Origin of the sequence: Pseudomonas sp. 18058 (assembly GCF_902706155.1) — a bacterium.
Classification (GTDB): domain Bacteria; phylum Pseudomonadota; class Gammaproteobacteria; order Pseudomonadales; family Pseudomonadaceae; genus Aquipseudomonas; species Aquipseudomonas rustica.
Map to the genome: position 1 here is coordinate 1 of NZ_CACSJY010000028.1, position 23,187 is coordinate 23,187.

At 58.4% G+C, this 23,187-nt stretch carries 23 protein-coding genes; 8 read left to right on the top strand and 15 right to left on the bottom strand.

What is annotated here, in order from left to right:
• Positions 1-117: 117 nt before the first annotated feature.
• The 7 genes from GVL50_RS16375 to GVL50_RS16405 are packed head-to-tail and all read right to left on the bottom strand — an operon-like array spanning position 118 to position 8,459.
• On the bottom strand, positions 118-1,164 hold the full coding sequence (locus GVL50_RS16375) for an acyltransferase family protein (RefSeq protein WP_159814253.1): 1,047 nt from the start codon (positions 1,162-1,164) through the stop codon (positions 118-120).
• A gap of 12 nt (positions 1,165-1,176) precedes the next feature.
• Positions 1,177-2,280 (bottom strand): hypothetical protein, encoded by a 1,104-nt coding sequence (locus tag GVL50_RS16380; protein ID WP_053122025.1) that lies wholly within the window; start codon positions 2,278-2,280, stop codon positions 1,177-1,179.
• Complete coding sequence (locus tag GVL50_RS16385; RefSeq protein ID WP_159814255.1) at positions 2,271-3,503, bottom strand: phosphoribosylaminoimidazole carboxylase; 1,233 nt, start codon at positions 3,501-3,503, stop codon at positions 2,271-2,273. The genes GVL50_RS16380 and GVL50_RS16385 overlap by 10 nt, the downstream gene beginning before the upstream one ends.
• Entirely contained in the window at positions 3,500-4,612 is a 1,113-nt protein-coding gene (locus GVL50_RS16390; RefSeq protein ID WP_159814257.1) for a polysaccharide pyruvyl transferase family protein, read from the bottom strand. Before GVL50_RS16390 ends, GVL50_RS16385 begins: the two co-directional genes overlap by 4 nt.
• A gap of 15 nt (positions 4,613-4,627) precedes the next feature.
• Positions 4,628-5,710 carry a glycosyltransferase family 4 protein gene (locus GVL50_RS16395; protein ID WP_053122031.1) on the bottom strand — a complete coding sequence of 361 codons (1,083 nt, stop codon included), beginning with the start codon at positions 5,708-5,710 and terminating at the stop codon, positions 4,628-4,630.
• A 40-nt stretch (positions 5,711-5,750) separates the two neighbouring features.
• On the bottom strand, positions 5,751-7,979 hold the full coding sequence (locus GVL50_RS16400) for a polysaccharide biosynthesis tyrosine autokinase (protein WP_159814259.1): 2,229 nt from the start codon (positions 7,977-7,979) through the stop codon (positions 5,751-5,753).
• Between the two features lie 39 nt (positions 7,980-8,018).
• A complete protein-coding gene (locus GVL50_RS16405) occupies positions 8,019-8,459 on the bottom strand; it encodes a low molecular weight protein-tyrosine-phosphatase (RefSeq protein WP_053122039.1) in 441 nt (146 codons plus the stop codon).
• A gap of 292 nt (positions 8,460-8,751) precedes the next feature.
• Here GVL50_RS16405 and GVL50_RS16410 point away from each other — a divergent pair, with 292 nt between their 5' ends.
• Together GVL50_RS16410 and tal are read left to right on the top strand one after the other, a co-directional pair.
• Positions 8,752-9,708, top strand: coding sequence for a cellulase family glycosylhydrolase (locus GVL50_RS16410; RefSeq protein ID WP_159814261.1), 957 nt, complete (start codon positions 8,752-8,754; stop codon positions 9,706-9,708).
• Between the two features lie 202 nt (positions 9,709-9,910).
• Positions 9,911-10,837 carry a transaldolase gene (tal, locus tag GVL50_RS16415; RefSeq protein ID WP_053122043.1) on the top strand — a complete coding sequence of 309 codons (927 nt, stop codon included), beginning with the start codon at positions 9,911-9,913 and terminating at the stop codon, positions 10,835-10,837.
• Between the two features lie 374 nt (positions 10,838-11,211).
• On the opposite strand, the gene rssC is transcribed toward tal, so the two are convergent.
• On the bottom strand, positions 11,212-11,694 hold the full coding sequence (rssC, locus tag GVL50_RS16420; RefSeq protein ID WP_042560140.1) for an anti-sigma factor antagonist RssC: 483 nt from the start codon (positions 11,692-11,694) through the stop codon (positions 11,212-11,214).
• The gene (gene rssB / locus GVL50_RS16425) at positions 11,694-12,875 is read right to left on the bottom strand and encodes a two-component system response regulator RssB (protein ID WP_053122045.1); all 1,182 of its coding nucleotides are present in this window, start codon (positions 12,873-12,875) and stop codon (positions 11,694-11,696) included. The genes rssC and rssB overlap by 1 nt, the downstream gene beginning before the upstream one ends.
• A gap of 273 nt (positions 12,876-13,148) precedes the next feature.
• Between rssB and GVL50_RS16430 the strand changes: the two genes are divergently transcribed.
• Positions 13,149-13,448, top strand: a complete 300-nt coding sequence (locus tag GVL50_RS16430) for a PilZ domain-containing protein (RefSeq protein ID WP_159814263.1) — start codon at positions 13,149-13,151, stop codon at positions 13,446-13,448.
• A 54-nt stretch (positions 13,449-13,502) separates the two neighbouring features.
• On the opposite strand, the gene GVL50_RS16435 is transcribed toward GVL50_RS16430, so the two are convergent.
• The gene (locus GVL50_RS16435) at positions 13,503-14,192 is read right to left on the bottom strand and encodes a VacJ family lipoprotein (protein ID WP_053122049.1); all 690 of its coding nucleotides are present in this window, start codon (positions 14,190-14,192) and stop codon (positions 13,503-13,505) included.
• Positions 14,193-14,388: 196 nt separating this feature from the next.
• On the opposite strand from GVL50_RS16435, the gene GVL50_RS16440 reads away from it, so the two are divergent.
• Together GVL50_RS16440 and GVL50_RS16445 are read left to right on the top strand one after the other, a co-directional pair.
• Positions 14,389-15,009 (top strand): HAD family phosphatase, encoded by a 621-nt coding sequence (locus tag GVL50_RS16440; protein ID WP_159814265.1) that lies wholly within the window; start codon positions 14,389-14,391, stop codon positions 15,007-15,009.
• A 109-nt stretch (positions 15,010-15,118) separates the two neighbouring features.
• Complete coding sequence (locus tag GVL50_RS16445) at positions 15,119-15,382, top strand: DUF4404 family protein (protein ID WP_053122053.1); 264 nt, start codon at positions 15,119-15,121, stop codon at positions 15,380-15,382.
• A gap of 144 nt (positions 15,383-15,526) precedes the next feature.
• Here GVL50_RS16445 and queF read toward each other — a convergent pair whose 3' ends face one another.
• On the bottom strand, positions 15,527-16,357 hold the full coding sequence (gene queF / locus GVL50_RS16450) for an NADPH-dependent 7-cyano-7-deazaguanine reductase QueF (protein ID WP_159814267.1): 831 nt from the start codon (positions 16,355-16,357) through the stop codon (positions 15,527-15,529).
• Positions 16,358-16,418: 61 nt separating this feature from the next.
• The gene (locus GVL50_RS16455; RefSeq protein WP_159814269.1) at positions 16,419-16,946 is read right to left on the bottom strand and encodes a plastocyanin/azurin family copper-binding protein; all 528 of its coding nucleotides are present in this window, start codon (positions 16,944-16,946) and stop codon (positions 16,419-16,421) included.
• 164 nt (positions 16,947-17,110) lie between these two features.
• On the opposite strand from GVL50_RS16455, the gene GVL50_RS16460 reads away from it, so the two are divergent.
• Together GVL50_RS16460 and GVL50_RS16465 are read left to right on the top strand one after the other, a co-directional pair.
• The gene (locus GVL50_RS16460; protein ID WP_159814271.1) at positions 17,111-17,791 is read left to right on the top strand and encodes a heavy metal response regulator transcription factor; all 681 of its coding nucleotides are present in this window, start codon (positions 17,111-17,113) and stop codon (positions 17,789-17,791) included.
• Entirely contained in the window at positions 17,791-19,137 is a 1,347-nt protein-coding gene (locus GVL50_RS16465) for a heavy metal sensor histidine kinase (RefSeq protein WP_159814273.1), read from the top strand. The genes GVL50_RS16460 and GVL50_RS16465 overlap by 1 nt, the downstream gene beginning before the upstream one ends.
• Positions 19,138-19,256: 119 nt before the next feature.
• On the opposite strand, the gene GVL50_RS16470 is transcribed toward GVL50_RS16465, so the two are convergent.
• The 3 genes from GVL50_RS16470 to GVL50_RS16480 form a co-directional block, all read right to left on the bottom strand.
• On the bottom strand, positions 19,257-20,501 hold the full coding sequence (locus GVL50_RS16470; RefSeq protein ID WP_053122062.1) for a lipoprotein-releasing ABC transporter permease subunit: 1,245 nt from the start codon (positions 20,499-20,501) through the stop codon (positions 19,257-19,259).
• Between the two features lie 63 nt (positions 20,502-20,564).
• The gene (gene lolD / locus GVL50_RS16475; protein WP_008087731.1) at positions 20,565-21,263 is read right to left on the bottom strand and encodes a lipoprotein-releasing ABC transporter ATP-binding protein LolD; all 699 of its coding nucleotides are present in this window, start codon (positions 21,261-21,263) and stop codon (positions 20,565-20,567) included.
• Positions 21,256-22,506: a lipoprotein-releasing ABC transporter permease subunit gene (locus tag GVL50_RS16480; protein WP_053122066.1), complete on the bottom strand. Its 1,251-nt coding sequence runs from the start codon at positions 22,504-22,506 to the stop codon at positions 21,256-21,258. The genes lolD and GVL50_RS16480 overlap by 8 nt, the downstream gene beginning before the upstream one ends.
• Before the next feature lie 94 nt (positions 22,507-22,600).
• Between GVL50_RS16480 and GVL50_RS16485 the strand changes: the two genes are divergently transcribed.
• A complete protein-coding gene (locus GVL50_RS16485) occupies positions 22,601-23,182 on the top strand; it encodes a PilZ domain-containing protein (protein WP_159814275.1) in 582 nt (193 codons plus the stop codon).
• The last annotated feature ends 5 nt before the right edge of the window (positions 23,183-23,187 follow it).

Sequence of the window (23,187 nt, forward strand, 5' to 3'; positions counted from 1 at the left end):
CTGCGGCACGCTGCGATCTTTTGATCTTTAGAAGCAACAGCAAAAGATCGCAGCGTGCCGCAGCTCCTACAGGAGATCTCGATATCCACTGTGGGAGCGGGCTTGCTCGCGAAGCTTCTAGCTATTCTGAACCGGCACCACCGGGGCAATGACCGCCACAGGTTTCTTCACCGCCGCTCGCTCACCAAGAAACAACACCGAGGTGAAATTAAACCGGCTGAACACCATCGACAACACCACCGGCCCCAGCAGCCCAACGCTCAACCCACCCAGTACCAACAAGCTCTCATCCTTCACACCTAACCGCCCCAGCACCACCCGCGACGTCGCCGCAAACAGCACATGAAACAGAAAAATCGCATACGAATACCCACCCAACCAGGTCAACGCCTTCGAGCGCATCCCACTCGACAAGAACGCAAAGCAAGACACACACCCCACCGTCAAACCAATCAAGCTGCGGCGATCAACAATCAGCTCACGATCCAGCGCCGCCACATACAGCAACGTCAGCGAAATCAGCACAAACACCACCGGCCCGATCATCGCGAACCGTTGCTTCAGCGCCTCGACATTCTCCTGCCCGATCATCCCCGCAACAAAAAACGGCAGCAGGTAGATCGCACCGTTTATCCCGAACGCATCGAGTTTGAACGGCGGCAGCAAAAACAACAGCGCCGCAAACGCGAACAACCCATACAAGCGCGTCGCCGAGCGCAGCATCCCGCGCCATTCCAACAACCCGACGAACATGAAAATGATGAACACTGCCTGCAAAAACCAGAAGTGGTTGATCGGCACCCAGAACGACAGCAACGCGTCGATCACACCGACATCCTTGTTCACCCCCGGCCCCACCGATTGCAGCACCGAAAACGGCACACCGACGCAAAACAACGGCACGATCAGGCGCCGCACCTTGCCGCTGAAGAACGCGGAAAAGTCGTTGCCACGGATTTTGTAGATCGAATAGATGTACCCGGAAATAAAGGTGAACAGCGGCATGCGCACGTACACCATCGAGTCGGCGATCACCCGGAACGGCGAGCCGATATCGATCTTCAACCCGCCGCCCAACGGCCCGATGACGTGGTAAAGCACCAGCAGCAGGCACGCCAGACCGCGCAGGGTTTCAATCTCCAGGGACTTTTTCTTGCTCGACATAAAGCACCTGCCTCAATTCAGAATTCTTGATTCAACCTGCACCGGTTTGTTCGCCCGCAGCATCAAGCCCAGCCCCACGAACAGCACCGGCACCACCATCGAAAAGTGTCGGGCGAAGGAGCCGAAGTCCGGCTCGAACAAACCCTGCACCAACAGAAACGCCAGCGGAATTGCGATCAGTTCCTTGGGTTTGGTCTGGATCGGCGCGCCTTTGTAATCGGTCGAAGTGATGACTTTGAACAGCAGCAGCGCGGTCATGATCATCAACGCCACGAAGATCACCTGCCCCGGCCCGGACAACAGAATCAGCTCCACCGGGAACGATAAGCGGAAGAAGATGATCATCGAGTCCAGCGCTTGCGAAACGAAGTCGCTGCCCGTCAGCCACGAGACAATCAACGACTTCGAGCCCTCCTCGCCCGCCGTGCGCAGTTCGTTGTTGCTGGCGCGAATCGACGACACCGGGAAGCCCAGCGCCAGCTGAATCGCCATGGCCACCGCGAGATAGAACAGGAACAACATCAGGAAGAAAGTCGTGCGCGACACGTACTTTTTCATCACGCAGACGCCGACCCACGACAGCGAAAACAGAATCCAGTACGGGCGGATCAGCACGCCGTAGATCACCGCTGAGAGAAAGAATCCGCCACGATATTTGCGCGTCAACGAGCTGAGCAAAATGCTCAACACCGCCACCGACACGATGATTTCCTTGGTCAGGTTCTCAAGGAAAAACGAGCGGACGATGCCCCACAAACACAGGGTGCCGAAGATCGCCAACGGCATGCGCCGAAACACCACCACCGGAATCGCCGTGAGGAAGAAATTGCAGAACATGCCGTAGGCCCAGGCATTGGTCAGGTTGATCCCGGTGGGCCGCAGCAGGAACGCCGAACACTCGTACGATGAGCGATCGGGCGAGAACGGATTCCAGAAGTTGCAGTTGTCGGCGCGCGCGTAGGACGACCACAAGGTCATCGCATCCGGGCCCGGATCGCGAGGGATCAGCAGCGGCATGGCCACCGACAAAAACAACCCGGTGAACAGAATCAGGAACGACACATACGAATCGAGTCGCTTGCCGCGAAACTCGATGCACGGCAGCTTCAGGCCCATGACACGGCAGCCTTTTTCGCAGCGGTCACGCGCGTCAAAACGGCAATAACGCCGAGCTGCACGATGATCGCGAAAACATTGCCCCATGCCGCGCCATAAATCGAATAGTGCTTGATCAACACATAGCTGACCGGCACCGAAACCAGCAGGCAGATCGCCGCGCTGGCAAGCGATACACGGCTGTTTTTCGAGGCAATCAAACCGCCCCAGACGATGTCGCCAATCGCCCGCAACGCGAAGGAAAAGATCAACACGCCAAGAATCGCATTGTCCGGACGCGGCACGCTGGTGGCGACGTAATCGAGCACCACGTTGAAGAACAGATAAATCGCCACCGCCACCGCCGCCGACACCACCAGCGAACGCATCACCCATTTATTGACGAACAATTGCTTGACCGTAAACGCCTGCTGATCGGCCTGAAACCGCTTGGCCAACACCGGAATGCCAACCACCGCGACCACCGCATAGGACAAGGCTTGCAAGGTGTTCGCCGCCGACCACGCGTACACATATTTACCGAGGCTGGCGTAGGGCTCCAGATCGATAATCAGGAAACGCTCGGCGTACTGACTCAACGCGATCAAACCGGTGCCGAGGTAGAACGGCAACCCGGCCTTCCACACCGCGCCCGTCGCCAGCGTCGAGCTCTCGCGGCCCTTGTGCACGTTCACCACAATCAAGTATCCGGCGACAATCACCAGCACATTCGCCGCGACCCACAACCACAACACACTGGCGATGCCCGACACCCAGCCGAGCATCATCCCGCCCACCGCCAACACCGCCCACAGACCGGTCTTGATGAAGAAAAGCAATGCGCCGGCCGTGGCTTTTTGTGCGGAAAACACGAACGAGTTGATCTCGAACGACAGGTGCTCGGTGAGCAAAACCAGGGTTACGCAGAGGATCAGCGTCGCCGTCGCTTCAACGGTCTGGAACAGTGAATAAATCAGCACCGTCACCACCGACAGCACCAGTCCCACCGCCAGGTACAACAGCAAAACCTTGTCGACCACGCGGCGCGAACTGCCGCCCACGCTGATCAAGCGATTGATCTCGGAACTGAAACCGACGCTGTAAAACTTCGACGCGATCAACGACGCGGCGACCACCACGCCGTAAAAACCCAGCGCCTCATAACCGAGGTAATGGGTGATCGCCAACACCAGCAAAAACTTCGCGCCCAAAGCTCCGCCGCGAAGCAGCAGCCGAAATATCATCGAACGACACCCTTGATGATTTCGTCCATGGCCACGGTTTTCGCTTCAATTTCACGGCAGGTATCGGTCAAGCGCTGGCCGAAATTCGACAGCGCATTTGGCGCGTAAACCGTGTTGATGATGGTGTCGACTTCGATGTCGCCGCCATTGATCACCCAATCCTCGACGCCCATGTCCTGATAGGCGCCGAAGCCTTTGCGCTCATAGCTGATGTGGTACGCCGGCACGCCGGACAGCAGCGATTCGATCGCGCCGTGCAGGCGCACAGAGATCACCAGATCCGGCTGATATTTGGCGATGGTCGCCTTCAACGACAGCAGGTCTTCAGTGATGCCCAGTTCGCGATAGAACGCACCGTCATCGTTGCCACGCACGGCGCTCTGCACGGCGCAGACCACTTTGCTTTTTTGCTTCAGGCGTTGCAGCAGCAGCTTCAGATTGGCGACGTAGGCGACCTTCTTGTCTTTGCTCCACTCCGGCGGCTTGCGCAGCACCACGCACACCGTGGCCGGCGATGCGGCGCAACGGGTGAACTTCGGTTGCTGGAGAATTTTGCTCGCCAACGATTGCACCGCCAGATCCGGCGCGCGGTAGACGTTTTCGCAGGCGTCGAAAATCGCCGAGGAACGGTTGTCACGCACGAACACCGCATCGGCGTTGGCGTAGTGCTCGACGATTTTGCTGCTCTCGCCATGGAACGGGCCGATGCTTTGCGGCAGGTACACCGACGGCACTTTGCTGAGGATCGCGGTTTCCAGTTGTTTGGCGTGGCCGAGCTTCAACTTGATGTGTTCGAAAGCGCTTTTCGAACGCATGTAGCCGCCGCCAACACCGACGATCAGATCGGTTTTCTGCAGCAGATCCGCCAACCCGGCGTAGGACTGATTGAGAAACACCGCTTGCTTGACCCGGCCCAGGCCCTTGGCCGCCATCACTGGCGCGTCGAAACGCGGGTGCGGCAGATAGCTGAAAGAATCCGGATCGGAGGCGACCACGCTGATCGCGGTGTCGTCGCCAAAGTTGCGCTGCACCAAGGCAATGGCCAGATCGACGAGCAGGCCGTCACCGGAGTTGGACGCACTGTAGCCATGCAAAATCGTTACGTTCATATGCTTGAGTTCTACTTAAAAAGTGGGAGCGCGATACAGGTCGTAGGTCTGGCGAATCATCAACGCGGCGCTGAAACGCTCGCGGACGATGCTGCGCCCTTCGCTGCCGAGATCGAGCAAGCGCGGCTTCTGGATTTGCGCGAGCACATCGGCCAGCGCCTGGTGATCACCGGACGGAAACACGTAGCCCGACACGCCGTGCGTGACCAGTTCCGGCAGCGAGGTGCAATTGCTGGCGATCACCGGCAGCCCCATGGCCATGCCTTCCAGCGGCACCATGGCGAAACCTTCCCAGCGACTCGGCACAATCAGCGCATCGGCTTTCTGGTACAGCGCCTGCACTTCGCTCGGCGTGACCCACGGCAGGTATTCGACCGAATCCATCGGCGGACACTCCACCGAATCTTCGTTAACCGCGCTGCCGACCACCGTCAGTTTCAGGTCATTGCGCTGCACATTGGCGAAGGCCTTGAGCAGCACGTCGAAGCCTTTCTGGTAATCGAGACGGCCGACAAACAGCAGATGAATCGGCTCGGGACTCGCGGCTTTCGGCGCGTCGTCCTTATGATGAATGCCGTTGTAGATCAGCTTCATGCGTTTGCGCTCGATGCCGAAGCGCGCGGCTTTGTCGAGTTCGTACTGACTGACGCAAATGATCACGTCGGTGACCTTTTGCAGCACGCGCTCGATCCACGCATAGACCTTCTGCTTGATCGGCGAGCTTTCCATCAGGAACGAAAACGCGTGCGGGCAGTAGACGATTTTCGGCTTGCGCCACGGACGCAACAGCACGCAGACGCAGCGGCCAATCACCCCGGAAAAAGTGCTGTGCAAATGCACCACATCGGGTTTTTCCTTGAGCAGCACTTGCGTCAGACGCCAGGCGAAACGCAGCAACGACGGCACATTTCGCCCGGTACGCGGGAAGGTGCGGATCTGTTGCGCGCCGATGCCGTGCAGTTCTTTGGCCTGATCCTCCGGCACCAGATACACCAACTCGTAGTCGGCCGCATCGCCTTCCGGCGACGCCGAAATCGTCCGAATAACGGTTGCGACGCCACCTTTGATCGTCTCTGCCACGTGCAGTATTTTTTTCACAACTCACCCACTTCAAACAGGAAAGGACAATCGCCAAAACTCAGGACTTGTCGGACGCGTATTCGTAGTTGTAATAGCCGTAGCCGCCGTTGCCGTAATAGCTCGCAGCACGCTTCTCGACGCCGTTGAACACCGCGCCTTTCAACTCGATACCGTTCTGCGCGAAGCGGCGGATGGTCAGCTCGATCTCTTTGGCCGGGTTCACCCCGAAGCGCGTGACGATCAGGCTGATGCCCGCTTCACGGCCGACAATCGCCGCATCGGTCACCGCCAGCAGCGGCGGCGTATCGATGATCACCACGTCGTACATCTCGCTGAGTTGCGCGAGCAATTCGCGGAAGTTCGCGTGCATCAACAGCTCGGAAGGATTCGGTGGCACCTGACCACGGCTGATGAAATGCAGGTTGTCGACTTCAACTTTGTTGATCGCCTGATCGATGCTGCAGCGCTTCACCAGCAAGTCGGACAAACCGTTGCTGATCGGCGTATTGAGGGTTTTGTGCAGATGCCCTTTACGCATGTCGGCGTCGATCAGCACCACGCGCTGGCCGCTCAGCGCCATGACCGCCGCGAGGTTGGACGAAACAAAAGTCTTGCCGACCTGCGGGCTCGGCCCGGAAATCATGATGCGGTTGTTGGTCGAATCGAGCCCGGCGAAGTGCAGGCAAGTGCGCAGGCTGCGGATCGACTCGATCGACAGATCGGTCGGATTGCGCAGCGCCAACAGGTACGCCGGTTTGTCGACGCCATCGCGGGCGCGGCCCTTTTTGTTGTCCTCTTCCTGTTGCAGCGCGCTGTAGGGAATCGACGCGTACACCGGCAAACCGAGTTGCTCGATGGCTTCGGGGCCTTCCAGCCCACGGCTCAGGGATTTGCGCAGCAGCACCAGCGCCACACCGACGAAGGCGCCGAAGAATGTCGCGATCAACACGATCAAGGCTTTCTTCGGTTTGACCGGGCTGGTCAGGTCAACGTCCGCCGTATCGACCAGACGCACGTTGCCCACCGCACCGGCGCGGACGATGTCCAGCTCCTGGGATTTGTTGAGCAACTGCGTGTAGATCTGCGAGGCGACTTCGACATCGCGAGTCAGGTTGAGCAGTTCTTGCTGGGTGGCCGGCAAGTCCTGGACTTTGCCTTCCAGCGACTTCTGCTGCTGGGTCAGTTCACCGATCTGGCTCATCAACGCGCGGTAGGCCGGGTGCTGTTTGGTGAACTTGCGATCCATCTCCGCCTGCTGCATTTTCAGCTCGGAAATCCGCGTTTCCAGCGCCACGGACTGACCGAGCACCGATTGCGTTTCCAGGGAAATGTTCACGGTTTTGCCGTGGGTCTGATAGGCGTTGAGGGCATCGCTGGCCTTGGCCAGATCACGTTTGACCTGCGGCAACTGACTTTGCAGGAAGGCCAGGCTCTGCGCCGCTTCCGCCGAGGTACGGCGTACGTTTTGCTCGACGTAGAGCGAGGCAATCTTGTTGAGAATCTTCACCGCTTCAGGCGCGTCGGCACTGGCGAGGGCCAGACGAATGATTCCCGACTCTTTGCCTTGCTCGGAAATATCCAGCGCGTCCTGATAACCCTGAATCGTCACGATGCGTGGGTTGCGCACCACTTCGAAACGCGTACCGGGATTGGCCTGCAATTGAGTGATCAAGCCTTCCACGCCATCCTGCGCAAAGGCTTCGCCCATCGCGCCCTCGGCTAGCAGGTTGTCGTTGTCATCGAGCAACTGGAAGCGATGTTGTTCGCCAGCGATCAGCGTGAGTTTTTTGCCGAGCAGTTCTTTTGGCAGATTGAGCCGGGCAAACTCCAGCCGCTCACCGCCCCAGGCGTAGCTGTTCAGGCCGAGACGCGGCGCGGCGACGCTGCTGTCGGTTTCGCCGCGATAACGCCGGGCGAGAAAGCCGCCGATGAGCGGAAAGGTGTTGGGGCTGACGTCGATGTCCAGGCGCAGGTCGTCGACGGTTTTGCCGATCACTGCGCGGGATTTGATGATGCCGATCTCGGTCACCGACGGCGATTGGCCGCCGAGCATGCTGTTGAGGTCGGAAAAACCGAGCATGTCGTTCTTTTTCGGTTCGACCTGCACCAGCGCGTTCGCCGAATACACCGGCGTGGCCAAAACCGCATAGGCAATGCCGGTGACCATAAACGCGCCGGTGAGCGCGCCAATCAACCATTTCTGATCGATCAGGCTGCCAAAGATACCGAGCAGATCAATGCTGTCTTGATCATTGTCACGGGTGCCGATTACGGACGGTAACTGCATAAGTCTGTTCTTACCATTCACTGTTCTGAAGAATATTCGTCAATGCCCGAGGCGCTGCGCCCATGAACTAACTGCATCTTCAATCAATGCATGCGCATGGATAAAAGCGGCTTTACCTTGACGATACGGATCGTGTATTTCGCGCTCGCTCTGCCACTTGCCAAGCAGAAACACTTTGCCCCTCGCGTGCGCGGCAATCTTCAGTACTTGATTAACGTGTTGTTTTTCCATGACCAGAATCAGGTCTGATTCATTGACGATGTCTGATGTCAGTTGCCGAGCCTTGAACGTTTCGGCGCTGTGGCCGTGATCTTCGAGCACCTGACGCGCCGACGCTTCGACACCCTCGCCGACCCGCGCCGCAAGGCCTGCGGAGGTGACGGTGATCGCTGACGAGGCCAGCGCGTTACGCAGCAACAGTTCTGCCGTCGGACTGCGGCAAATATTGCCCACGCACACAACAAGGATCTTTCTGAACAAGGTTTTACTTTCCCGGGTAATGTCAAACGGCCAACATGCCAAAGGATTGCAATGAACCCTGTGGATCTTTCTGCACTCAGAAATAGAATCGCCCTGTTAGTACTGGAGCATTAAGTACCACAGCGTTTTAAAGGCGCCCAACCACTATTAGCGGACTAAAAATAACTGTGATTTTCGGCTGATTGTTTTCCGACAAAAAATAACATTCGCGCACTAAGTGCCATCACCTCACTCGAAAATTGAGAAAAGAGATCATTCTTCGTAGTTGTCATTTCTCTTCGGGAGAGCAGACATGAAATCGACACCTCTGAAACAACTTGGCGCGCTGACGTTGGCGCTGCTCAGTTCCACCAGTCAGGTTCACGCCAGTGAACTGTTCCCTAACCTCCCCGCCAAGACCATCGGCGTGCAGGTGAAGATCCAGAACTTCACCGCCGCCGATGCCGCGCAGATCAAAGCGGCCGGGTTCAGTTTTGTGCGCTTCGGTGTGTGGAGCGACAGCCTGAGCGCCAAGGCCTATCAACAGCAGGTCAGCGCTGCCTTTGCGGCGGCGCGATCAGCGGGGTTGCCGGTGCTGTTGACGGTGCGCGCGATCAAGCCGTTGCCGGCTTCGTCAGGCAGCGAACTGGCGACGGCGGGTGAAGCGTTCGCCAATGCCGTGACAAGCCTGGAAACGTCCTACAGCGCGCAACTGGTGGCGATTGAGCTGTGGAACGAGCCGGATCTGCCGACCTACTGGCCGACGGGCAATTTCGACACGACGTTCGTGCCGTTCATGAGTTCGGTGTGCAAGACGTTGCAGGGCAAGCCGCTGGCGACGCCACTGGTGGGTTATGGCTTCGCGCGGCCGCCGACCGCCGGTTCCGCGTCCACCGTGGCGCTGAACCGCATCGTCAGCGAATACCCGAAATGCCTGAGCGCGGTGTCGTATCACCCGTATGGCATGACTGCCGCACAGATCAGCAGCGCGCAGGCATTCATTCAGCAGAATTTCCATTTGCCGGGGGTTATCAGTGAGTGGGGTGTCTCAGCGCTCAGCTCTAATGGTGGCGCCGACGGTCAGGCGAGCAAGATCAACGCCTTTATTGGCGATGTTAAAAAACTGCAGATCCCGCTGACGTCTATCTATGAATGGAAGAACAGTGATTCCGGCAGTAACGATCGCGAGAAGAACTTCGGCCTGTTGACCTCTGACGGTCAGCCGAAACCGGCGCGAATGTCGGTCGAAACCCTGTTGAACGCTGAGTAGTCCGTGCGCAACCGATCTGTACGCAGGTCGGTTGCTTTGAACCTGTGCGCTGTTTTGGCATCGTATTCATCGATAGCCCGCCCCACCTTTCAAACAATCGTTTTCAGGTTGTTGCCGCAGGGGCCATCGATACACGTCCACGCCCTTGAGTGACCGTCAGCGCTCGGGTAATGTCATCAGACCCATAGGATAGAGCACGCCCATGACTTCCAAGCTGGAACAACTCAAACAATTCACCACCGTAGTGGCCGACACTGGCGACTTCGAAGCGATCGCCCGAGTCAAACCGGTCGACGCCACCACCAACCCTTCCCTGCTGCTCAAAGCCGCGGCCATTTCCGGCTACGCCGAGCTGCTGAACGCTTGCGTCAGCGACTGCAAGGGCGATGTCGGCCTGGCCAGCGACCGTTTTGGCGTCGCGGTAGGTCAGGAAATTCTTAAAGTGATCCCGGGCCGCATCTCCACCGAAGTGGATGCACGCCTGTCGTTCGACAAAGACGCCGTGCTCAAGCGCGCACATCGCCTGATCGAGCTGTACGACAAGGCTGGCATTGGCCGCGACCGCGTACTGATCAAGATCGCTTCGACCTGGGAAGGCATCCGCGCCGCTGAAGTGTTGGAAAAGGAAGGCATTCAAACCAACCTGACCCTGCTGTTTTCCTTCGCCCAGGCCGCAGCCTGCGCCGATGCCGGCGTGTTCCTGATTTCGCCATTCGTGGGCCGCATCTACGACTGGTACAAAAAGGCCAACGGCAACGACTACACCGGTGCCGATGATCCGGGCGTACAGTCGGTCACGCGCATCTACAACTACTACAAGGCCAATGACTACAAGACCGTGGTCATGGGCGCGAGCTTCCGTAACCTGAATCAGATCGAGCAACTGGCCGGTTGCGACCGACTGACCATCAGCCCGGATCTGATCGACAAACTGGCAGCGGATAACGGCAAGCTGGAACGCAAACTGGCCCCAGGTCACGCCGGTGAAGCCCGTCAGAGCCTGAACGAAGCGCAATTCCGCTGGTTGTCCAACGAAGACGCGATGGCCACCGAGAAACTCGCTGAAGGCATCCGTCAGTTCGCTCGCGACCAAGAAAAGCTTGAGGCGCTGTTGCAGGCCAAGCTGTGATTTGATTGTTTGAAATGCAAAAAGGGCGAACCCTCACAGGTTCGCCCTTTTTTGTTCTGGATTGAGAGCTGCGTTGACTGAACTTAAGCCTTCGCGAGCAAGCTCGCTCCCACAAGGGGATTTGTGAACGACGCTGATCCAGTGTGGGAGCGAGCTTGCTCGCGAAGGAGCCAGCCCGGACAGCATCACTTCTTGAATTGTCTCGGGATCAGGAGAAGCTTGAGGCGGTGTTATTGGCCAAGCTGTGATTTGATTTTCTGAAATGCAAAAAGGGCGAATCTGTGAGGGTTCGCCCTTTTTTGTTCGGTGCCAAGCCATCCGCCGACAGACCTGAAGCCTTCGCGAGCAAGCCCAGACGACATCACTACATGAGATCAATGCCTTTCGAGGGCATTCACCAGGTCATGAAACGCTTCGCGATTGGAATCGTTCAGGCCCATGAGGATTTTGTGCGCTTCCAGCACCTTGATCCGCACCACTTCTTCCGACTGATCCTGATCCGGCAGGTCGTCCAGGCACTCCGGGCATGGCACCGGGTGGTTGACGATGTTGAACACCTGCTCAAACCCCATCGATTGCAGCAGACGGGTGATGTCATCGTGGGTGGTCACGACAGTCGGCAGCAGGCCGACCTTTTGCCGCGACAGGATCGACAGTTTGGCCAGCAAACCAAGCGTGGTGCTGTCGATGCTGCGGGTTTCGGTCAAATCGATCACGATCGCGTTGAAATTCAGCGCGGTGAAGATTTTCTCAATAGTCGCATCCAACGCCGAACACAGGGTCAGGCGAACTTCACCGACGAATTTCAGGACGAAGGTGCCGTCCTGCTCGGCGAACTGGATTCTACCGGTACTCATTAAAGATTCCTGCTCAACACCAACAGGGCGATATCATCCGGCATCTCCCCTAGCGTGGCCAATTCAAACACTTGCCGCAGACCATCCAGGCTGCCGCCCGCCGACTTCACCCGTTGGGGCAAAGCAGCTTCTTTTTCTTTGAGCGTGGGTTCTGGCAACAGATCCAGAATGCCATCGGACATCAGCGTCAGGCTGAACGTCGGCGGCAGCTCAAGCACGTGGTCTTCGTAGGTGGCTTCATTGAAGAGGCCCACCGGCAAACCGCGCCCTTCGAGATAACGAACACTGTCAGGCGTGTACAACACTGGCAAAGGCAGATGACCGCCAATGCTATAGGTCAACAAACCGGTCTCCTCGTCGATGACTCCACCGACCATTGTGACGTGTTTGCCCAGCTTACAACTGATCAGCCCCCGGTTGATATGACCAAGGACTTCTGAAGGCTTGAATTCCGGCAATGTGCCGTTGCGCTTGGATTCGAACAGCAAGCGCGTGGTCATGAACTTCAACAGCACCGTGACGAAGGCTGACGAGGCGCCATGCCCGGAAACATCCGCCAGGTAAAACGCAACCCGGCGCTCGTCGACACGGAAATAGTCGACAAAATCACCCGACAGGTACAACGACGGGATGATCTGGTGGGCAAACTTGAACTCGTCGATGCTCCACGGACTTTCCGGCAGCATGTTCATCTGCACCTGGCGACCGGCGTTCTGGTCTTCCTGGAGCAGGTTCAGGCTGGCGGCGAGCTCACGGTTGGCCTTTTCCAGCTTCTCGCGGTAGCGCTGGTTTTCCAGCAGCAGACGCGAACGATCGAGGGCCCGGCGCACAGAGTGCTCGAGCACGGCCAGATCTTCGAGAGGCTTGATCAGGTAATCCGCCGCGCCCAGGCGCAAGGCCTCGACCGCGTCGTTCATCACGCCGGCACCCGACACCACAATCATCGGCGTTTGCGGCGAACGCTCGGTGACCTGGCGAATGAATTCGAGTCCGCCCATCTGCGGCATACGCAGATCGCAGATAACCAAATCGGGCTGTTCTTGCTCGAATACCTTGAGACCCTGTTGGCCGTTGCTGGCCTGCAGGACGCTGAAACCACTGTCTTCCAAATAGGCCGCGAGGCTCGCGCGCACTACTTCGTCATCATCGATTATCAGCAGCGTGGCACTGGTTTTTGGCATGTGGGCAAACGGCGCCAGAATTAGGTTGGCGTAGTGGGCAAGGTAACAACCCTGCGCGGACTACTGGATTCGCTTTCTAGCCTCTCTGTTGCACCGCTTTCGAGCATAGGCCGAAACGCAGTTACTTCAGAGGTGCCCTTCTAAGGCGCAGACGGTACTCCCATCCGCAGAGCGTTTCAAGCATGCGCCGATGGTCGCTTGACGACTTTACTTGTCAAATCACTGAGAGTTATAAGAACAGCTCAAACCGTAACCCAATGGAAGGACGAAGGCATGAGTCAAACCGGTCGGGACTACAGCGAAAAGCGCGATTTCATCCGCATGCGAGTCGATGCCGATGTCGTGTTGATTCATGAGGGTGATGAGGTTTCAGGAGTGTGCATCGACCTCTCGAGCAGTGGCATGCAGGTCGAAGCGCCCAGAGAATTCGCGGTCGGCGACCGTTTGCGCGTGCGGATCGACTCCGACCATGCAGCGCTCACTGGCCTTGAGGCCGAGACCGAAGTGGTCTGGGTCAGCGCACAAGATGGCGGCGCTCAGAAGCTCGGCCTGACCATTCTGAAGATGAAATAAGCGCACACAAAAAAGGCGACCCGAGGGTCGCCTTGTTGTTTCTACAGGTCGAGATTAAAAATCGTCTTCAACCTGACCATCTTTAACTTTGAACTCGCGGTTCTGCAGGTAAGCGTTGCGGATGAACGTGTACTTGTCGCCGCTGATCAGCTTCTCGCTCGACAGCAGGCTGGCGCGGGTGTCGACGATGTTCAGACCGAAGATCGAGTTACGCGCCGGTACGTCGTCGATGTAGCGATACATGCCGGTGAAGCTGTCGACGTACTTGGACGGCGCGTCACGCAGGGTGCTCGGGCCCATCAACGGCAGCATCACGTACGGGCCGCTGCTCACGCCCCAGTAACCGAGGGTCTGGCCGAAATCTTCGTCACTGCGATGCAGGCCCATTTTCGTGCCGACATCGAAGAAACCGAGCAGACCGAAAGTGGTGTTGAAGATCAGACGCGCCGTATCAACGCCAGCGGCAGCCGGTTTGGCTTGCAGAATGTTGTTCGCCAGGTTGGTGACGTCGCCAACGTTCTGGAACATGTTGTGGATGCCGTCTTCAACGAACTGCGGCGTCACGAACTGATAACCCTGTGCCAGCGGCTTCAGCGCGTAGGTATCAACGAAATCGTTGAATTGGAAGATCGGACGGTTAACGCTTTCCCAAGGGTCTTCTTCCGTCGCAGCGTTGGCGGCGAACGGAACCAGCATGACACTGGCGCATACACAAAGCTGAGCGAGAGGATTGCTCCAGCGCATAGAAAACTCCTTGGATTTGATTCTGGCACGGGCAGCTGAGGCCACGCGTAAGAACGCTAGTATAAGCGCAATCGGCATTTTGGGCAGTCTGGCATGAGACTGTCTGTAGGAAGTTTCCTTCATTCCCTTCCGCAAGCCCTGTCATCCAACTGTCATTCTCGCGCCCTAGCCTTGACGCTATTTCAGGGACGCTTCCATGTCACAGGCCGAAACCTTACCGCTCGCCACACCCAGCCTGACCGCCGTGCTGTTCGGGCTCAGTGGCTGTCTGGTGGATTTCGGCGCACGTGCGCGGCAGCTTGGCGGCAGCGACCCGGAGCACGCTGAAACAACTCCCGGCGCACTCGATAGCCTGCTCAGCCTGCAGCGCCGTAAAATCCCCTGCGCATGGATCGATGAACTCCCCCCTGCCCTGGCAAAACCGCTGTCGGCCGCTTTGCCGGAGTGGATCAAACCTTCGCAACATTCAGCAACAAACAATCCGTGGCCCGCGCCGAATGCTTGCTGGCAAGCACTGATGGGACTCAACGTCGATCGGCTCGATGGCTGCGTGCTGGTCAGCGGCGAACCTCGTTTGCTGCAAGCCGGGCTGAACGCCGGGTTATGGACGATCGGCCTCGCCTCCTGCGGTTCACTGTGCGGTCTGGCGCCGAGTGAATGGCAAGCGCTGACGCGAAAAGAACGCGAACAACTGCGGGGCAAAGCGACGGTGCAATTGTTCGGGCTTGGCGTGCATTCAGTGATCGATCACTTGGGCGAACTCGACACCTGCCTCGCCGACATCAGCCTGCGCCGCCTCAAAGGCGAAAAGCCCTGATCGGGATCATGCAGTTTGAACGAGAGTGGATTAATCTAAAGGTCAGCCACAGACCTTTGGCGCGCGGCTGCGGTCAATGCCAGTGCCTCTCGATAAAAGGAAAACACCAATGCCGGCCCAAGAACTGCAAAAACAGCTCGAAACCCTGCGCGAGCAACTGGAGCAGAATCCGCCACTGTCGGAAGCCGAACGTGAAGATCTGCGCGTGTTGATGGCGCAAATCGAGTCTGAAATCCAATTGGAGAACGCTACTCAGGACGCCAGCATCGCCGATGGCGTGAACCTGGCGGTCGAGCGCTTCGAAGTCGAGCACCCGGCGATCGCCGGCACCCTGCGCAATATCGTCAATGCGCTGGGTAGCATGGGGATCTGATTTCCCCTGATACATAAAAAAGCCCTGCCATCACCGGCAGGGCTTTTTCATTTCTGACATTTAAAAGATCGCAGCCTTCGGCAGCTCCTACATGGGGAGTGCATTCCAAAGGTAGGAGCTGCCGAAGGCTGCGATCTTTTGATCTTACTGTCGCACGAGCCGGTCGTTCGGCAGTTGTACGCTTTCAGTGCTGCGATACGGGTTGATGTCCAGACCACCGCGACGCACATACCGCGCAAACACCGTCAGCTTCTCCGGCTTCAACAGTCGCTGCAGATCAAGAAAGATCCGCTCCACGCACTGCTCATGAAAGTCCGAGTGCTGACGGAAGCTCACGATGTACTCCAGCAAACTGGCGTGATCCAGCGCCGAGCCGCGATATTCCACGACCACCGTGCCCCAGTCCGGCTGACTGGTCACCGGGCAGTTCGATTTAAGCAGATGACTGTAAACAGTCTCCTCGACGATCCGCGACTCATCGCAACGCAGCAACTCCGGGCGCGGATGCTCATAGTTGCTGACACTGATATCCAGATCATCGATGCACACGCCCGGCAACGCCACAACGCCTTCGGCTTCAACGTCTTTCAAACTGCGCACCCGCACGCCCACCGGTTTCCCGGCAGCGGCCGACAGATCCTTGACCAGCGTCGCTTCCAGCGTGGCGACGTCAGCAAACGGCGTCTGATTCAACGAGTTCAAGTACAGCTTGAACGACTTCGACTCGATGATATTCGGCGAATCCGCCGGAATGCTGAACTCGGCAATCGCCACCACCGGTTTGCCCGACGGCAACAACCACGACAGCTCGAAGCAGTTCCAGAAATCCACACCTTTATAAGGCAGGGTCTCGGCGGTCAGCCCCAGCTCCGCCCACTTCGCAGTGCGCGGAATCGGGAACAACAAGGACGGCGTGTAAGTGGCGATGTATTCGCTGGACTTGCCCAGCGGCGAATGTTCGGCTGCGGGATGCATGGCGGAAACCTGACTGAAGAATCAGCGGATTCTACCAGCCTTTGCGCGCGGCTTTGAGTGGTTACTGACTGACAGTCAACTTACCCACCATCCCCGCCTGATAATGCCCCGGAATATTGCAGGCAAATTCCAGGCTCGTGGCTTTGCTGAACGTCCAGGTCAATTCCGCTGTTTTACCCGGTTCAACCAGCACGCTGTTCGGGTCGTCATGCTTCATCCCGTGGCCTATCGCGGCGTGATCCATACCGGCCATGTCGTGGGACATTTCCTTCATGCCGGTAGGCGTAAGCATGCCGCTTTGCTGCATCTGCAACATTTCCTGCTGGTGTCTGGCATGCATCGCTGCGTCACCGAGGTTGAATTCGTGCAGCAACTGGCCTTTATTCACCAGCACAAAACGCACGGTCTCACCGGCCTTGACCTGAATCGCCTTGGGGTCGAATGACATGTCGTTCAGCACCACTTCAACGCTGCGCGTGGCTTGGGCAGCAGGCGCTGGCTGGCCGAAGTCGTAAGTGTGCGCGGGAGCCGCCCATACCGGCGAGCTCAACGCCAACAAACACAGGGCCAGGGATTGGCGTAAAAACATGATCGTTCTCCAACAAGATAAGGTTCAGCCTGTGGGAAACTTTAGCCGCCCTGCACTGGCATCAACCTGACAGGCAGATTACAACTTTGTCAGGTTGGCGCCTCACGCGTGCTCTCACGGTATAAAGCCTTCACTGAGCCATCCCCGAATAACCCGAGTCGCCCATGAAACTGTTGATCGTCGAAGACCAAGCGAAAACCGGCCAATACCTGCGTCAGGGCCTGACCGAGGCCGGGTTTAATACCGAACTGGTGGCCGACGGCAACAGCGGTCAGCAATTGGCATTGAGCGGTGATTATGCGCTGTTGATCCTCGACGTGATGCTGCCCGGTCGCAGTGGCTGGCAGATTCTGCAAGCGGTGCGCAGTGCCGGACTGGACACACCGGTACTTTTTCTCACGGCTAAAGACGCGGTGGAGGACAGGGTTCACGGCCTCGAACTCGGTGCTGACGATTATCTGGTCAAACCGTTCGCCTTCTCCGAGTTGCTGGCGCGGGTGCGCAGTCTGTTGCGTCGTGGCAGTGCCACGCCACAGGAAACCAGTCTGCAACTCGCCGACTTGCGTCTGGATCTGATTCGCCGCCGTGTAGAACGCAGTGGCCAGCGCATCGATCTGACCGCCAAAGAGTTCGCCCTGCTGGAAATGCTTCTGCGGCGCCAAGGCGAAGTGCTGCCGAAATCACTGATCGCCTCGCAGGTCTGGGACATGAATTTCGACAGCGACACCAATGTCATCGAAGTGGCGATCCGCCGTTTGCGCCTGAAAATCGACGACGAGTTCCCCAACAAACTGATCCACACCGTGCGCGGCATGGGTTACGTGCTTGAAGAGCGCAGCGTCTGATGCGCCGTTTGTCCCTGAGTTCGCGCCTGGCGTTGTTGTTCGCCGCTTGCACCGCGGTGGTCTCGCTGTTCGCCGGGGTGCTGTTCAACCGCGCCAGCGAGGTGCATTTCATTGAGCTCGACCAGCAACAACTGGATGGCAAACTGATTGGCCTGCGCCGTGCGCTGCAGGACGTTCAGCCGACTCAGCGTGAAGCGCGACTGGCGGATGAGCTCAGTCGTCAGGCCGATTTGTCGCTGCGCATCACCGGTGCTGACGGCCAGCGCTGGTACGACAGCTCGACGCAGATCCCTAAGGATTTGCCGTCGCAAAACGGGCTGTCGACGATCAGCACTGACGGCACCGATTACCGGGTACTCAACGCCCCGCTCTACCCGGACAAGTCCGATTCGCCGCACTTGAGCCTGTTGCTCGACATCACCCATCACCAACACTTCCTGCAACGCATGCAGCATTTGATCTGGCTCACCGTCGGCCTCTCGGCACTGGCCACGGCGTTGCTCGGCGCGTGGGCAGCTCGTAGCGGATTGCATCCATTGCGGCGCATGAGCGCGGTGGCGCGTGGGATTTCTGCACAATCGCTAAATGCCCGACTGCCGGAAGCGCAAATGCCGCCAGAGCTTGCGGAAATGGCCCACAGTTTCAACGCCATGCTCGGCCGTCTCGACGATTCGTTTCAGCGGCTCTCGGCGTTTTCAGCCGACATCGCCCATGAACTGCGCACGCCGCTGTCGAACCTGCTGACTCATACCCAGGTCACCCTCACCCGCCCCCGGCCGATCGAGGATTACCGCGAAGCGCTGCACAGCAACCTCGAAGAACTGCAATGGATGGCGCAACTGGTCAACGACATGTTGTACCTGGCCAAGGCCGACCACGGTTTGTTGATGCCCAAGCGTGAGCCGCTGGAATTGGCGGATGAGACCGATGTGTTGCTGGAGTTTTTTGCGCCGCTGGCGGAGGACGCCGGCGTCACGCTGAGCCGCGAAGGTAACGCGCAGATCGAAGGGGATCGCAATATGTTGCGGCGGGCCTTGTCGAATTTGCTGGATAACGCGCTGCGGTTTACCCCGGCGGCGGGCTCAGTGAGTTTGCGGATCGCTGAATTACCGGGTGCTGTGCGGGTTTCGGTTGAAAACACTGGGGATGGGATTTCTGCGGAGTTGTTGCCACGGCTGTTTGACCGATTTTATCGGGCCGATCCGGCGCGGCAGGAAGGCAGCAGTGAGCATGCGGGGTTGGGGTTGGCGATTACTCAGTCGATCGTCCGCGCGCATGGGGGGCAGATTCGTTGCGAATCAGAGGCGGGATGGACGCGGTTTGTGATTGAGTTGCCTCGAAGCTGATCGTTCCCACGCTCTGCGTGGGAATGCCGCCCGGGACGCTCCGCGTCCCTTCCAGAGCCGAACGCGGAGCGTCCGTTGAGGCGTTCCCACGCAGAGCGTGGGAACGAGCTTGGGATCGCTTACGAATATCTCAGGGCATGAGCCGGCTCGATCTTCGCCGCTCGCCACGCCGGATACACCGTCGCCAGGAAGCTCAAGATGAACCCCGCCGAGCAGATCAACAGCACGTCCCCGCCCTGCAATTCCGACGGCAGATTGCTGACGAAATACACATCAGAACTGAAGATATGCTGCCCACTGACGCGCTCAATCCAGCCGACGATCTGACTGACATTCAACGCCGCAATCACGCCCAACACGCCGCCAATGATCGTACCGACAATCCCGATCACCGTGCCCTGCACCATGAAAATCGCCATGATCTGCCGGGGCGTCGCGCCGATGGTACGCAGGATCGCGATGTCCGCGCCCTTGTCGTTCACCACCATGATCAGCGTCGCGATGATGTTGAACGCCGCCACCGCGACGATCATCAGCAGCAACAGGCCGATCATGGTTTTTTCCATCTTCATCGCACTGAACAGGCTGCCCTGAGTGTGCGTCCAGTCATCAGCCTTGAACTCGGCGCCCAGACTGGCGGCGATGTCTGCGGAGACTTTCGGCGCCGCGTACAGGTCTTTGACTGCCAGACGCACGCTCTGTACCTGATTCGGTTCCCAGTGCTGCATGGTCGCGGCATCGGCGACGTGGATCAGGCCCATCGAGCCGTCCAGTTCAGCGCCAACCTTGAACACGCCGACCACGTTCAGCCGCTGCATGCGCGGGGTGATGCCACCCGGCGCGGTGCTGACTTCCGGGACGATCAGGGTAATTTTGTCGCCGACGTTGAGACGGAAACGTCGCGCAGTGATTTCACCGATCACCACGCCGAACTCGCCCGGTTTCAACGCATCGAGACGGCCCTGCACGATGTGCTGGGCAACGATCGAGACCTTGCCTTCCTGCGCAGGATCGACGCCGCTGATCTGGATCGGCTGCATCATGCCTTTATAGGAGAGCATGCCTTCCATTTCGGTGAACGGCACAGCGGCAGTCACTTCGGGATTTTTCATCGCGGCGGCGGCCACTGGCTGCCAGTCATCAATCGGCTTCACACCAACGATGGTCGCGTGCGGCACCATGCCGAGGATGCGCGAGCTCATTTCGCGCTGGAAGCCGTTCATCACCGACAACACCACGATCATTGCAAGCACGCCGAGGGCGAGGCCGATCATCGAGGTCATCGAAATGAACGAAACAAAGCGATTGCGGCGCTTGGCGCGGGTATAGCGCGTGCCGATAAAGATCGATAACGGTCTGAACATTCGCTGGGGCACCGTATAAAAATAAAAGACCCGACGCCTTTGCAGGAGTCGGGTTTCAGCCAATCAGATAGGCGTGAGGCGACCTTCTTGCAGGTGCAGTACGCGATCCATCTGGCGGGCCAGGTTCATGTCGTGAGTCACTACCAGAAACGCGGTGCGCATCGAGGTGCTGAGTTCCAGCATCAAATCCTGAATGCCCTGCGCGGTGTGGGAGTCGAGGTTGCCGGTCGGCTCGTCGAGCATCACCAAGCCTGGCTTATTCACCAAGGCACGGGCAATCGCCACACGCTGACGCTCGCCACCGGACAGTTCCGAAGGTTTGTGCTCAAGGCGATGGCCGAGGCCGACGCGCTCCAGCAAAGCGGTCGCACGCTGACGCGCTTCAGGGATCGGCGTCTTGCCGATCAGCAGCGGCATGCAGACGTTTTCCAGCGCGGTGAATTCCGGCAGCAAATGGTGGAACTGGTAAACGAAACCGAGCGCGCGGTTACGCAGCAGGCCACGCTTCTTCTCGCTCAGTGCCGACAATTCTTCACCGTCGAGCCAGACGCTGCCCTTGGTCGGCGTATCCAGTCCACCGAGCAGGTTGAGCAAAGTACTTTTGCCCGAACCCGAGGTGCCGACAATCGCCACACGCTCGCCCGGGTGCAACTCCAGTTGCAGACCGGCCAGCACTTCTACCGACTCCGGGCCTTCCTCGTAGGATTTGCCCAGGTTGCGGCAGCTCAAGATTGCTTGTTCACTCATGCCCGACTCACTCATAACGTAGCGCCTCCGCCGGCTGGGTGCGCGCGGCACGCCAGGCGGGATACAGGGTGGCGAGGAAACTCAGAACCAACGCCGCCGCGCAGACCATGACCACGTCCTGGCTCTGCACCTGCGACGGAAGATAATCAATGAAATACACGTCAGCATTAAGGAATTTGTGGCCGATCAGCCCTTCCAGTGCCGAGATCGCCGCACTGACGTTGAGCGCCGCGAAAATCCCGACCACCGCGCCAATCGCCGTGCCGACCACACCGATCACCGTGCCTTGCACCATGAACGTGCGCATGATCGTGCCCGGCGTTGCGCCCAAGGTGCGCAGAATGGCGATGTCGCCCTTCTTGTCGTTGACCACCATCACCAGCGTGGAAATGATGTTGAACGCAGCGACCGCAACGATCAGCAACAACAGCAGGCCGATCATGGCTTTTTCCATGCGGATCGCCTGATACAGATTGCCGTGGGTGCGCGTCCAGTCACGAGCGTAGTAATGGTCTTCGCCAAGTTGCTGGGCGATGTTCCACGCCACACGCGGTGCCTGGAACAGATCGTCGAACTTCAGGCGGATGCCCTGCACCTGATCAGGCTTCCAGCGGTGCATCTTCGCCAGATCCTGCAGGTTGGTGACGCCCAGATAGCCGTCGAGCTCGCCGGCGCCGACATGGAAAATGCCGACCACGGTGAAGCGCTTCATGCGCGGGAACATCCCGGCCGGGGTCACGCTGACCTCCGGCGCGACGAAGGTGACCTTGTCACCGATGCCGACGCCCAGCTTGGTCGCGGCCTTGTCGCCGATGACGATGCCGAAGCTGCCCGGCGTCAAATCGTCGAGTTTGCCCTGCTTCATGAAGTTGTCGATGATCGACACTTTGCGCTCGAGCGCAGGGTCAATGGCATTGAGCAACACCTTGGAGACCTGACCGTTGTTGGTCAGCAGGCCCTGCATCTGGGTGAACGGCGCAACCGCCGTCACCTGCGGGTTCTGCTTGACCTTGGTGGCCAGGCTTTGCCAGTCGTTGATCGGCTCAGTGGATTCAATGGTCGCGTGGGGCACCATACCCAGCACGCGGGTGCGCATCTCATGATCGAAGCCGTTCATCACCGACAGCACGACGATCATCACGACCACGCCAAGGGCGAGCCCGATCATCGAAGTCAGGGAAATGAATGACACAAAATGATTGCGACGCTTTGCACGGGTATAACGCGTGCCGATAAATACGAAGAGAGGTCTGAACATGTCGGGGCTTGTTCGGAGGGAAAAGGAACGTCCTTGTGGCGGGGGTCGATAACCAGCTTTACACTCAGACCACCGCCGCTACCATGGGTTCGCCATGTCGACATTAGATGAAGAAGATCGCCGCGAATACTACCGTATCGAGGACACGATCGCACTGGAAATTCGGCCCCTGTCCGCTCCCGAAGCCGCAGGCCAGGAAGTGTTGCAGGATGCTTCCCCGCTGTTCAACCTGCTCAGCGAACTGCACCTGAGCGAATTCGAGTCGCAGCACTTGTTGCGCCAGATCAGCGAGCGCGACCGCGCCATCGCCGCGTTCCTGAAATCCCAGAACAAACGCATCGACCTGCTCAGCCAGGTGGTCGCCCTGACCGTGCTCGGCCAGATCGGCGAGCCGCAACCGGTGATCATTTCCGAAGGCGGGATCGACTTTCAGCACCCGACACCGATCGCCGCCGGCGCGCACCTGTCGGTGAAACTGGTGCTGATGCCGCAAGCGCTGGGCCTGTTGCTGCGCGCCCGCGTCACCCATTGCGACCCCAAGGGCAACGGATTCGACGTCGGCACCGAGTTCGAACACTTGACCGACGCCCAGCGCCAATTACTCGCCCGCTATATCTTGCAGAAGCAGGCCCAGGAACGACGTCTGGCCCGCGAACAGATCGAATCAGGCATTTAATTTAA